Origin of the sequence: Thalassobacillus cyri (genome assembly GCF_900107755.1) — a bacterium.
Taxonomy (GTDB): Bacteria; Bacillota; Bacilli; order Bacillales; family Halobacillaceae; genus Thalassobacillus; species Thalassobacillus cyri.
In genome coordinates this window covers 54,503-67,083 of the sequence record NZ_FNQR01000022.1, presented here as the reverse complement: position 1 = coordinate 67,083, position 12,581 = coordinate 54,503, and the positions used below count along the sequence as shown (strand labels likewise).

The window sequence follows — 12,581 nt, the reverse complement described above, 5'->3', positions numbered from 1 at the left end:
CACTGCTAAAGTGCGTTGTTTTATTTCCTCATATAATGAAGAAATTAATTTGACGTACTGGTTGGTTCGTTCAGTTTTCAAAGATCAAATTGTTTCGCCGCTCAAATTGGCGACTTAATAAATATATCATGTAGTCGTTTTAAAGTCAACAACTTTTTCATGATTTATTTTTGTGTTTCTTTGTGTGCCGCTCTCTTAACGCGACGTTTAATAATATACCACGGCATTTTTTTATCGTCAATAGCTTTTATAATAAAAAATCCGCTTTCCTTATAACTTGCACGGAAAGCGGGTTGGTAAGCCGATGATGTCAGCTTCTTACTTTATATTTACGCTGATAGACCTCAGGTCCTTTTGTTCCATGGAGTTCTACTTCCAGGATTTCTTTTTCTGTAAGATATTCGATCATCGAAGAGAGATCGAGTGCATACAATTTAATTTCGGGGTGAACTTTCAGCTCCCCGAAAGTCCATGCTGTTTCCTTTGTTTCCATAAGTTCCAGTAGATGCTTGGCACTGTTTTCCGCACGAATGCTAATCGAATGCTCGACAGCAAGCAGCATCAATTGAACTCGTTTATCTGTCGGCTCACCACTTTGAATCAATTCTTCATATAGCTTATAAACTTCAGCATCGATTCTGCGTACCTGGTTCCACACGGTTACTTCCGGGTGGAAGCCTTTTTCTATGATCGCCAATCTGGCTAAGTAATGCAGCGAATGAACCATACGGCTGAACGCATCTAGATATTGATTGGATTCAAACAGATCTTTGGACTCGCTATAGCTTCTGATCAACTTTGCGAACTCTATCGCTTTTTTCAAATCCCGTGTTTCTTGAGGAAAATCATTAAGCTTTTTCTTTAATTCTTCCATATATTCATTGCGATCGAATATCACTTTACCATTGATGACCCATTCAACCGCTCTTCGATATCCACTGGTTTCAATCCATTCCTTCAATAATTCTTCATCTACAATATGCATGGCCGCTGTTTTGTTTTCAAATTCATAATGTTTCACATACCAGGGATCATCTGCGTCTTTCATTATAATCAAGAGGATTACATCAAAATTATCTGTTACCGGACTGATCGGTTTCTTCTTTTCCATTAACAGAACGCCGAGCGTATTGGGCAAGCTTGCACGTTCTTGATAAATGGGTCGTAATAAATCTTCCATAGTACTTTCCCCCAGCGGTTTTTATAGTAGGTCACAGTCAATTATTCGATAAAATTGTTAAAAATCCTCTTTTCCTGATGCAATTCACTGCGATTTTTGTGCTATACTACGATTTGAAAGTAATAAGGAGGGTCACCAGTGGCTTTACAATACAGTAGCAAAATAAATAAAATCCGCTCGTTTGCACTTGGCCTTGTATTCGCCGGTTTCGGTATTATGTATATTGGATTATTGTTCAAACAAACGGAATGGCTGATGATCATTTTCATGATTCTCGGGATGCTGGCGATTGGTTTAAGTACAGTTGTCTATTTTTGGATTGGCATGTTATCGACAAAAACCATCCAAATCATCTGTCCCAATTGCGATAAACCGACCAAAATGCTCGGAAGAGTCGATGCCTGTATGCATTGCAAGCAGCCTTTGACTTTGGATAAATCCCTTGAAGGAAAAGAATTCGACGAAAAATACAACTCCAAACGATTTCAAAAAAAAGAAGAGCAGAGCTAGCCGGGTACCGTTGTATAATGCGAGTGCGCCCCGATGATGGACTTATTATATAGGAATAACAAAATAAGCCTCATGCCTGAAAATCAGGCATGAGGCTTATTTTTATAAAAAGGTTAATGCGCGTTTTTAGTTTGGCAGTCGCTGCAGATTCCGTATACTTCCATGCGATGATTACTTACATCAAATCCTGTCACCTGTTCAGCTAAAGATTCCACTTCATCTAAGCTCGGATAATGGAAATCGACAATCTTACCACAGGATTCACAAATAACGTGGTAATGTTCTGTGGTATTGCAGTCGAATCTACTGGAAGCATCTCCATAAGTCAGCTCCCTGACGAGGCCAATGTCTTTGAACACCCGCAGATTGTTGTACACGGTAGCAACACTCATGTTAGGGAACTTCCCTTCCAGCGCTTTATAGATCTCATCAGCTGTCGGGTGAGTCATAGAATTAAGCAAAAATTCAAGCACCGCATGACGTTGAGGTGTAATACGTACACCAGAGTCTTTCAATGTAACTATCGCTTCTTGTAGTCTTTTTTCAGACACCGCCATGCACCTCGCTTTCCGTAAGCGTTAATTTTAGAATATTATTACATAATAATCTTTATAATTAGTGTACCTTGTTATTACTATTATTGTCAATATACGTATATTGTAGATTATCGTTATTATACGTCTGCTTGGAGGGGAATTTCTTCTCCACCGAGATGGTGATTCACATACCGGGCTGCAACAAACAATAGATCAGATAGACGATTCAAATAGGATACGACCAAAGGATTACTGAGTTCATCACCGAGAGCAACCGCCGTTCTTTCCGCTCTTCTGGCAACCGTACGTGCTGCATGAAAAGCAGCCGAAGCTTCATGACCTGACGGAAGAATGAAGTTCTTTAAAGGGTGCAACACTTTATCCCACTCGTCGATATTGTTTTCCATTTCCTCAATATGCTCTTCCTTTAATTGCCACATCACTTCTTTCCCTTTTGGGGTTGCAAGCTCTGCCCCAACATGGAAAAGGATTGTTTGTACTTTAGTCATGAACGTCACAAACTCTTCTCGTCCATCCCAGTCTTCGCGCTTCAAGTGGCTCATAGCCAACCCGATCATTGAATTGACTTCATCACAAGTACCGTACGCTTCTACTCTCAAGTCATTCTTAGGGACGCGGTCCCCATAAATCAACGAAGTTGAACCTTTATCTCCTGAACGTGTATAAATCCTCACCCTCAATACCCCCGTTTCGGATCAATTTTATTAATGAATTCCTCTTGCCCTTGTAAATAGCGTTCCAAGTTTTCAACAAAAATATCAAAAGCTCGATATTGATATTGTGGCGATACCCCGGAATGATGCGGAGTAACCGTAATATTTTCTTCCTCCCACAGAACATGCTCCCGGGGCAATGGTTCTTCCTCAAACACATCCAATACAGCATGCGCGATTTCCTTCGACCGAACAGCTTGCAAAACAGTCTCCGTTTCCACCAGGTCGCCTCTGCCCATATTCAAAAAAATCGCATGAGGCAGCATCATCTGAAAATGCTCTTTGCGGAGAAAACCGATTGTTTCAGAAGTGCTGGGCATTACCGCAACAACAAAATCAGCATATTCTAGCACGTGCTCCCATTTGTCAGTGGCATGTGTTTCATCAAAATGAGGTTTTGGATTCCCGGTTTTAGATACCCCGATTGTTTTCATTCGAAAGGCCTTTGCCAGCCTGGCTACTTCCTGCCCTATCGCTCCCGTTCCCAGGACACCCATCGTTTTACCAGATATTTCACTCATGACAAGTTTCTTGTCCCAAGTGTGGGTTTGTTCGTTAGCGATGACCTTCTTTGTTTGCCTTGCTATTTGCAAAAGCATCGCAAATGTATATTCAGCCATCGGCACCGCATGAATACCTCTGGCATTGGTGACTAGTATCTCCTGCTGATCGATTTGGCTGAAGGGCATTTTTTCCATTCCTGCAGATAAAACCATAATCCATTTCAGCTTTTTCGCCTGCTTTACTAACTCGTCATTTAAATCCTCTCCATAAGTAATGAATATTTCTGCTTCAGGAAGCTCCTCCTTCGCCTCTTCTATCCCATGGCAGAAAGAAAAGGTCAGTTCCGGATAATCAGCTTCCAACCTGGTACGAATATCTTCTTTTACATTCTTAATAGCTGAGAGTACAAGCATATATGTAGTCCTCCTCTGATTCACCTGCTTCTATTTTAGCTGAATTATCATAATTTACAAAAAGATTTAGACTTATAAAGAAAAAGAAATGGCACCACCTGAAGGTGATGCCTCAATTAAAGGGGAGGTTTTCGGTTGATACTTCACTTTATGTAGGGCGAAGATATTTGTATAGCGCATATACCCAATTAAAATAAAAAAGCACTCTCCACGTGGAGAGTGCTTGATCAAGATAAGTTTTCGCGGATGTACTCCAATGCAGATTCCACATGTCCTTTGACGCGTACTTTACGGAATTCTTTTACAAGATCCCCTTCTTTATCAATAATAAATGTGGATCGCTCGATTCCGTAATATTCTTTGCCGAAATTCTTTTTCAGCTTCCAGACATCATATGCCTCTGCAGCCTGCTTGTCCTCATCTGCCAACAATAAAAATGGAAGCTCGTGCTTCTCAATGAACTTCTCATGGCGATTGACCGGATCTGGACTGACCCCTAGAATTACCGCATCTACGTCCGCAAAGCTTTCATGATGATCACGGAAATCACATGCTTCGGTGGTACACCCAGGAGTCATATCTTTTGGGTAAAAATACAATACCACATTTTTCCCACGATAATCCGATAGCTTTACCTTCTCTCCGTTACTCGCCTGCAATTCGAAATCTGGTGCTTTCTTTCCTACTTCAACACTCATAAAAGGTCCCCTCCTAAAGTTTTGTTCTATTATTAGCGTACAGGAAAGGGACGGTCATTTCCAATCTCACTCGGCAGGATGTTTGGAACCGTAGATGACTCTGACAAACATAGCAGCAGGAATGGTATAGCCGATCAATGCTTCAAACAAGGCAATCGGCCTTCCCCAGCCAATAGGGATGATATCTCCGTATCCTACTGTCAACAGTGTGACCCCACTGAAATAGATAGCCTGTCCTATGCGATTCAGTAATGCTTCCTGCTGTAACCCACCTCCTGCTAATAGCGGAATTCCATTCATGGAAAGAATGAAATAAATCAATCCGAACCCGCTCATGACAATTGCATATAAAAAAAGCAGACCAGTAAATACTGTTAATGAGAAGTGATGGTTATCCGAAATCAGTTCTCGAAAAAATGAAGTCAAACTGACGATGAGCAGCAGTGTTATGAAAAGAAGCGATATCGTTGCAATCATATTTTTTCTCCTTAATTAAGGAATAATTATCTCTTACAAACTTATGCGCTCCACTGCCCTAACTATACATAGTGAAATTTTTTCAGCATGTATTGGTATAAATTTCTAAATCAACCATCCCACCGGCCGATAATAAAGACAGGAAATAGCAATCATTAAAATAGATATTTATTACCATCGTAATTTATACTGAAGACAAATCGGATGAAAAGGTGACGTTATGAAGCGAATTTTTATTGTAGAGGATGACTTGCAGTCTGCTTCCTTCCTTAGAGAATCACTTACCGGGAAAGGGTTTCAACTTTTCCAAACGCAGGATTATGATCGTATTGCCGCTGAGTTCATCGCTTATGAACCGCACCTTGTATTGATCACGGTTGGATCACCCAATTTCGACGGACTCTATTGGACCCGACAGCTCCGCGAAAGGTCCAAATGTCCAATTTTATTGATAGCCGCATCTCATTCCGATATGAATCAGGTGAAAGCGATTGAAAACGGAGCTGATGATTACTTGGTAAAACCGTTACATTCGGATTTATTGCACACGAAAATAAATCGAGTCATGCGTAGAATGTATGAAGAGGATATCAATCAACCGGGTCATGAAGTTTCCGAAATAAGCCCCGGTTTGAAACTGCGTCCGATGGAAATCATTTATAATGAGAAAAAGCAATCACTGACGAGGAATGAATTTTTTCTCATGAAAACGTTCATCCAATACCCGGACCAACTATTGCCGCGTGAGCAGCTGATCCACTTGCTGACGAAAGATATCGGCAGCATGGATGATAACACGTTGTCGGTCAATATCAATAGATTACGAAAAAAGCTTTCCAATATAGGCCTTGATGATGTCATCCAGACTATAAGAGGAAAAGGCTACAAATTCCTTCCTAAACAATAACGCAATCCAGTAACCAGAAACTCTTCGTATATTTTAGGATGAACACACAGTCCATCTTCCGCTTTCCTTCATAAGATATCGTAAACGTGGCAAAGGGGGGTGGAATGAATGGGTTATGGCGGTTACAACAGCGGCTTTGCGTTGATTGTCGTGTTGTTCATTCTTTTGATTATTGTTGGCGCAGCATATGTCTATTAATTCAAGATAAACCACCTCAATTTGTAAAAGACTACTCGTTTGTCTCACCAAACCGGGTAGTCTTTTACATTGGGGAATTACTCTGCTGTTTCTTTCAGGACAAGCCGTGCTACAATGAAAGTTGGAATTATTTCAGGGAGGTTTACTATGAATTTTTCAAAATCAGCTCAATTACATGAAGAAGCACAAAATCATATCGTTGGAGGAGTCAACTCCCCTTCCCGTTCGTACAAAGCAGTAGGAGGTGGAGCGCCTGTTTATATGGAAAAATCGGAAGGCGCTTATTTTTGGGATGTTGATGGCAATAAATACATCGACTATCTTGGCGCTTATGGACCGATCATTACAGGTCATGCCCATCCACATATTACCGATGCCATCACTGAAGCGGCTCACAACGGTGTTTTATACGGGACGCCAACAGCGCTTGAAAATCAGTTTGCCCGTATGTTGAAAGAGGCAATTCCTTCGATGGACAAAGTCAGGTTCGTCAATTCTGGAACAGAAGCAGTAATGACAACCATCCGCGTAGCCCGTGCATATACCGGCCGTAATAAAATCATCAAGTTCGCCGGCTGCTATCACGGCCACTCTGATTTGGTGCTTGTTGCCGCAGGGTCTGGCCCTTCCACGCTAGGGACACCTGACTCAGCAGGGGTCCCAGCTTCTATTGCATCCGATGTTATTACCGTTCCATTCAATGATATCGAGCCTTTCAAACAAGCGCTGGAACATTGGGGAGATGAAGTAGCAGGTATACTAGTGGAACCGATTGTCGGCAACTTCGGCATCGTCGAACCAAAAACCGGATTCCTGGAACAAGTGAATGATCTTGCTCACCAGGCAGGCGCTCTTGTCATTTATGATGAAGTGATAACCGCCTTCCGCTTTACTTACGGAAGCGCTCAACAGCTCCTGGGAATCGAGCCAGACATGACCGCAATGGGTAAAATTATTGGAGGCGGCTTGCCAATCGGTGCCTATGGCGGTCGTGCTGATATCATGGAACAGGTGGCACCGCTCGGACCAGCCTACCAGGCAGGGACTATGGCTGGAAACCCAGCATCCATGGCAGCGGGAATTGCCTGTCTTGAAGTATTACAGCAAGACGGTATATATGATGAATTGGATCGTTTAGGAGCTAAATTAGAAGAAGGAATTATAAACAGCGCTTCGCGGTATGATATCCCAATCTCTATCAACCGGTTGAAAGGTGCACTAACTGTTTATTTCACTAATGAAACCATTGAAAATTACGAGCAAGCAGAGAATACGAATGGTGAAATGTTTGCACGCTTTTTCCAATTAATGCTTCATCAAGGGATCAACCTGGCTCCTTCTAAATATGAAGCCTGGTTCTTGACTACAGCTCATAAAGATGAGGATATTGAGGCAACTATCTCAGCTGTAGAACAAGCCTTCAAAATGATGGCCACCAAATAAAAATATGCATTCCTGCTCCCGGATCATTTCCGGGAGTTTTTATTTTGTTAGGTACCTTCTTTTTATTTCACTTTTTATTTTATATAACTTAAGGTAATAGCAGAGTAAACTATATACTGAAAAGGTGATGACCATGAAACTGGGCGCCAGAATGATGAAAACGGGTTTGGCAGTTGCTGTGGCTGTATATATCGCTTCCTTAACTGAATTGACCACCCCCGTGGTTGCGGGAATTGCCGCTGTTTTCTCTATTCAGCCGTCTATTTATCGCTCCTATCAGACTGTTCTGGAACAAATACAAGCAAATATCATTGCGGTTGCTGTCGCCATTATCGTCTACTATACGTTAGGAGATGGCGCTTTTATCGTCGGTTTTTCCATTATCCTTGTCATTGCTTTGAACATGCAGTTGAAAATGAACGAAAACACGATCATCTTCGCCGTAGTGGCTTTGATTTTATTGATGGAACCGACAGAAATGGCCTTCCTTCCATACGCAGGAGCACGCTTTACTTCATTGATGATCGGTATATTGTCCGCATTTGCGGTCAATCTAGCATTCGTCCCGCCTAAATATGAAACGAATCTGTTCCGGCAAATCGATCGTAATACAAGTGATATTCTCCAATGGCTCCGAGTTACCATCCGGCATCTCAATGATGAACCTGCCTTGAAAACCGAAATGAACAGGCTTCAGGATGAAATACGATATATCGACCAAACGTATCTTTTATACAAAGAAGAACGAACCTATTTAAGTAAAAATCGCTTTGCCAAAGCACGTAAAATGGTGCTTTTCCGCCAGTTGATTGCTACTACCAAGAAATCATTCGATGTATTGAAAGCTTTCCACCGCCTGGAGGTCGATATTGATAACATACCACCCGCGTTCAAAGAAGTACTTGTCACAGAATTGGATAAAGTCATACACGCCCATGAAAAATTGATGCTTAGTCTGATGGGACGGATAAGAAAGACGCACAAAGAATCATTGCAGGAAACAGAGGAACCTGATATTCCCATGCTGGTAGAAAGATTGATCCGGATCTATGAAGATGACCGCGACCCCGATAAGTTGATTTTCCTGCCGTTAGCAGCCCAGCTTATGGAATATCACCATCACCTGGAGCATTTGAAGCGTACGCTGCAAAGCTATCAACGATTTCATTACGAAAGACACCGAAACATGTTTGAACAGAAGCAAACCAGATAATTCTACGCAACGGGCCTGACATGGCTCGTTTTTTTATGCCAAAACATGGATGTTTCCTGCCTTCATTTCCTTTATTTGCTTGTAAGCGCTTGTACTTTGAACATTTTGTGTCGAAAATTCCACAAAAAAATGAACTTTGTTTTACAAATTAGTTAAGTGCACCGCAAGGGGGGTATTACAATGCTATAATCTGTTTCACGCATTGAGTTTTCACTATATCCATAGTATTAATATTTAGTTTGATAGGAGTGCATGACTTCATGAAACATAGACAGCAACATTGGAGAAGATGGCTGGCATTGCTCCCGCTTTCCCTTGTCTTTTTATTAAGCGGATGCAGTGAACTGACTGTACTAGACCCGAAGGGGCCGGTCGGTCAAAGTCAGAAAGATCTAATCGTATTTTCACTTTGGTTCATGCTTGGCATCGTGATCGTAGTGTTTGCCCTGTTCGCCTTTATGGTAATCAAATATCGAAACCGTCCTGGCAGAGGCGATAAAGATTATGATCCAGATCTTCATGGCAACACGGCCATTGAGATCGTTTGGACAGTTATTCCGTTGATCATTGTCATCATTTTATCCGTACCTACAGTAACGACACTATTTGATTTGGAAAAACCGCCTGAATCATCGGGAGATAAAGAACCATTAGTTATTTATGCTACTTCAGCAGACTGGAAATGGTTCTTCAGTTATCCGGAACAAAATATTGAAACCGTGAATTACCTTCATATTCCAACTGACCGGGCTATTGAGTTCCGTCTGTCATCAGCAGATTCCATGGCAGCTCTCTGGATTCCTCAACTGGGCGGGCAGAAATACAATATGGCCGGGATGGAAAACACCCTGTATCTTCAAGCAGATGAGTCCGGCACCTATGATGGACGTAATGGCAACTTCAATGGAGAAGGTTTTACAGAACAGACATTCAAAGTTCACGCTCAAGAAGAGGAAGCATTCAATGACTGGGTACAGGAAACAAAGAACGAAGCACCCGAACTGACCCAGGAAGAATATGATCAACTGCTTGAGCCTAGTGTCATGGATGAGCAGATGGCATTTTCCAATACTCACCTTAAGTGGGTAGACCATGGGACCAATGAAGGCCGTGACTATGCAATTAAACGGCACAGAGATGCTTACCAGGAACTATTGCATTTAGAAAATGAGGTTAAAGGTGATGGCAAGCATGATTAGGTATCGAAGAAAGCAGGTGAACAGTTATGAAGTTAGATGAATTTTTTGTAACCGGTGAACCACTCGTTTATGGTGGAATGGTTTCCATTGTATTGGTTACCAGTGCCGTAATTTTTCTACTTACCTATTTTAAAAGATGGGGGTGGTTATGGCGTGAGTGGTTGACGACCGTTGATCATAAAAAAATCGGTATTATGTACATTTTAAGTGCGTTAGCAATGTTATTCAGAGGTGGCATGGATGCCATGATGATGCGCATACAGCTGGCGTTCCCAAATATGAATTTTTTGAACGCACAGCACTATGATGAAATCTTTACGACCCATGGAACAATCATGATTATCTTTATGGCGATGCCATTCTTGATCGGTTTGATGAACATCATCGTTCCGCTGCAAATCGGGGCTCGCGATTTCGCCTTTCCGTTTGTAAACGCATTGAGCTTCTGGTCGTTCTTTTTTGGAGCGATGTTATTCAATATTTCATTCGTCATTGGCGGTTCTCCCGATGCCGGCTGGACAAGCTACACACCCTTATCAGGAGCAGCTATGAGCCCGGGACCAGGACAGAATTTTTACTTGATGGGATTACAGCTGTCCGGGATAGGTACTCTGGCAACAGGAATCAATTTGATGGTGACGATTCTTAAAATGCGTGCACCAGGAATGAAATTGTTCAAGATGCCAATTTTCACCTGGTCTACACTTGTCACTTGTTTCATCATCATTTTTGCTTTCCCGATTCTAACCGTTGCTTTGGCACTGTTGACTATCGACCGTATATTTGGAGCCCAGTTCTTTACGGTAACCGGTGAAGGGATGCCAATGATGTGGGCGAACTTATTCTGGATGTGGGGACACCCGGAAGTGTATATCGTCATTTTACCGGCATTTGGTATCTTTTCCGAAGTCATCGCCACCTTTGCACGTAAGCGATTATTCGGGTATCACGCCATGGTCTGGTCAATGATTTTGATTGCCGGATTGAGTTTCCTTGTCTGGGTCCATCACTTCTTCACCATGGGGGCAGGGGCATTCGTTAACTCCGTATTCTCGGTATCAACAATGTTGATTGCTGTACCTACAGGAGTGAAGATCTTTAACTGGCTTGCAACGCTGTATAAGTCAAAAATAGAGTTCACTACACCGATGATGTGGTCGCTCGCATTCATCCCGAGTTTTGTTCTCGGTGGGGTCACTGGTGTCATGCTTGGTATGGCGGCAGCAGACTACCAGTTTCATAACTCGTATTTCCTGATTGCTCACTTCCATTATGTATTGATTGCCGGAACGGTATTCGCCTGCTTTGCCGGACTGGAATACTGGTATCCGAAAATGTTTGGCCATAAGCTTAATGAGCGGTTTGGCAAACTGGCATTCTGGTTCTTCGTCATCGGATTCCATGTTACGTTTTTCCCGCAATACTTTGTTGGCTTAGACGGTATGCCGCGCCGGGTTTTCTATATCATTCCAGAGTGGATGCCATTGAATGTCATCTCAACAGTCGGGGCATTTGGAATGGGTATCGGATTCGCTATCTTCGTATTCAATATCTACTATAGCTACCGGAACAGCGAACGTGAAAAAACAGGTGATTCCTGGGATGGACGTACCCTTGAATGGGCAACTCCTACTCCAGTACCGTTCTATAATTTCGCGACTGTTCCTCATGCAGATAAGTACGATGCTTTCTTAGCGATGAAGAAAAAAGGCGAAACAACATTTGATGAAGAAAAGCTTAAGCCAATTCATATGCCGAGCAATACAGGGCAGCCAATCATCATGATGGCTATCGCTGCTTTTGCCAGTTTCGCTCTGATATTTGAATGGATTACCTTGGCAGTGATCGGGCTCGTCGGGGTCCTGATCATGATGGGAATACGCTCTTTTGATTATGACGAGGGTTACCATGTTGAAGTAGATGAAATTAAGCGTATCGAACGCGAAGCAAGGGGGTTATAACATGAGTGCACATGAAATGAAATCCGGCCCATTAGAATATCGCACCCAAGAAGGTCAGTTGAGCATTCTTGGCTTTTGGATATTCCTTGCTGCGGAAATTGTACTATTCTCCACCTTATTTGCGACCTACGCTGTATTATTTGGACGGACAGCGGATGCACCTACGCCAGGTGAATTATTTGAAATAAAAACTGTGCTGATTATGACGTTTCTTCTGCTTACAAGCAGTTTCACTTGTGGGATAGCGATCCATCAAATGCGAAGAGGTTCAGTGAAAGGCCTGATAACATGGCTTATTATTACACTGGTACTTGGCATCGGCTTCCTGGGTTTTGAAATATATGAGTTTATTCATTACGCACACGAAGGAGCTACCCTGCAGTCCAGCGCCTTCTGGTCCGCCTTCTTCACATTGGCAGGAACTCATGGGCTCCACGTCACGTTAGGTATCGGCTGGGCAGTCCTGTTGTTAATCCAGCTTGCTAAGCGTGGATTGACTCCTGTGACAAGCAGGAAAACATTTATAATCAGTCTCTATTGGCACTTTCTAGATGTTGTTTGGATATTTATCTTCACGAGTGTCTATTTGATTGGGATGGTGGTTTAAT

General features: G+C 42.4%; 14 protein-coding genes. 8 read left to right on the top strand and 6 right to left on the bottom strand.

Going from position 1 to position 12,581, the window contains the following annotated elements; translation table 11 throughout:
* Positions 1-310: 310 nt before the first annotated feature.
* Entirely contained in the window at positions 311-1,180 is an 870-nt protein-coding gene (locus tag BLV00_RS19335; RefSeq protein ID WP_093046586.1) for a nucleotidyltransferase-like protein, read from the bottom strand.
* 138 nt (positions 1,181-1,318) lie between these two features.
* Here BLV00_RS19335 and BLV00_RS19330 point away from each other — a divergent pair, with 138 nt between their 5' ends.
* Positions 1,319-1,690, top strand: coding sequence for a YgzB family protein (locus BLV00_RS19330; protein ID WP_093046585.1), 372 nt, complete (start codon positions 1,319-1,321; stop codon positions 1,688-1,690).
* Between the two features lie 113 nt (positions 1,691-1,803).
* Here the strand turns inward: BLV00_RS19330 and perR are convergent, their stop codons facing one another.
* The 5 genes from perR to BLV00_RS19305 form a co-directional block, all read right to left on the bottom strand.
* Positions 1,804-2,241: a peroxide-responsive transcriptional repressor PerR gene (gene perR, locus BLV00_RS19325; protein WP_425441707.1), complete on the bottom strand. Its 438-nt coding sequence runs from the start codon at positions 2,239-2,241 to the stop codon at positions 1,804-1,806.
* Positions 2,242-2,363: 122 nt separating this feature from the next.
* Positions 2,364-2,921 (bottom strand): cob(I)yrinic acid a,c-diamide adenosyltransferase, encoded by a 558-nt coding sequence (locus tag BLV00_RS19320; protein WP_093046583.1) that lies wholly within the window; start codon positions 2,919-2,921, stop codon positions 2,364-2,366.
* Between the two features lie 2 nt (positions 2,922-2,923).
* Entirely contained in the window at positions 2,924-3,877 is a 954-nt protein-coding gene (locus tag BLV00_RS19315) for a D-2-hydroxyacid dehydrogenase (protein ID WP_093046582.1), read from the bottom strand.
* A 227-nt stretch (positions 3,878-4,104) separates the two neighbouring features.
* Positions 4,105-4,575: a thioredoxin-dependent thiol peroxidase gene (gene bcp / locus BLV00_RS19310; protein WP_093046581.1), complete on the bottom strand. Its 471-nt coding sequence runs from the start codon at positions 4,573-4,575 to the stop codon at positions 4,105-4,107.
* Between the two features lie 66 nt (positions 4,576-4,641).
* Positions 4,642-5,052: a potassium channel family protein gene (locus BLV00_RS19305; protein WP_093046580.1), complete on the bottom strand. Its 411-nt coding sequence runs from the start codon at positions 5,050-5,052 to the stop codon at positions 4,642-4,644.
* 220 nt (positions 5,053-5,272) lie between these two features.
* Here BLV00_RS19305 and BLV00_RS19300 point away from each other — a divergent pair, with 220 nt between their 5' ends.
* The 7 genes from BLV00_RS19300 to qoxC all read left to right on the top strand — a co-directional run bounded on the left by BLV00_RS19300 (position 5,273) and on the right by qoxC (position 12,580).
* Entirely contained in the window at positions 5,273-5,959 is a 687-nt protein-coding gene (locus BLV00_RS19300) for a response regulator transcription factor (RefSeq protein WP_093046579.1), read from the top strand.
* A 108-nt stretch (positions 5,960-6,067) separates the two neighbouring features.
* Positions 6,068-6,157 (top strand): YjcZ family sporulation protein, encoded by a 90-nt coding sequence (locus BLV00_RS19295; protein WP_093046578.1) that lies wholly within the window; start codon positions 6,068-6,070, stop codon positions 6,155-6,157.
* A gap of 147 nt (positions 6,158-6,304) precedes the next feature.
* A complete protein-coding gene (locus tag BLV00_RS19290; protein WP_093046577.1) occupies positions 6,305-7,600 on the top strand; it encodes a glutamate-1-semialdehyde 2,1-aminomutase in 1,296 nt (431 codons plus the stop codon).
* A gap of 127 nt (positions 7,601-7,727) precedes the next feature.
* Positions 7,728-8,813: an FUSC family protein gene (locus tag BLV00_RS19285; protein WP_342723140.1), complete on the top strand. Its 1,086-nt coding sequence runs from the start codon at positions 7,728-7,730 to the stop codon at positions 8,811-8,813.
* A gap of 260 nt (positions 8,814-9,073) precedes the next feature.
* On the top strand, positions 9,074-10,012 hold the full coding sequence (gene qoxA / locus BLV00_RS19280) for a cytochrome aa3 quinol oxidase subunit II (RefSeq protein ID WP_093046575.1): 939 nt from the start codon (positions 9,074-9,076) through the stop codon (positions 10,010-10,012).
* Between the two features lie 26 nt (positions 10,013-10,038).
* Positions 10,039-11,973: a cytochrome aa3 quinol oxidase subunit I gene (gene qoxB / locus BLV00_RS19275; RefSeq protein ID WP_093046574.1), complete on the top strand. Its 1,935-nt coding sequence runs from the start codon at positions 10,039-10,041 to the stop codon at positions 11,971-11,973.
* Position 11,974: 1 nt separating this feature from the next.
* Positions 11,975-12,580, top strand: a complete 606-nt coding sequence (qoxC, locus tag BLV00_RS19270) for a cytochrome aa3 quinol oxidase subunit III (protein WP_093046573.1) — start codon at positions 11,975-11,977, stop codon at positions 12,578-12,580.
* The last annotated feature ends 1 nt before the right edge of the window (position 12,581 follow it).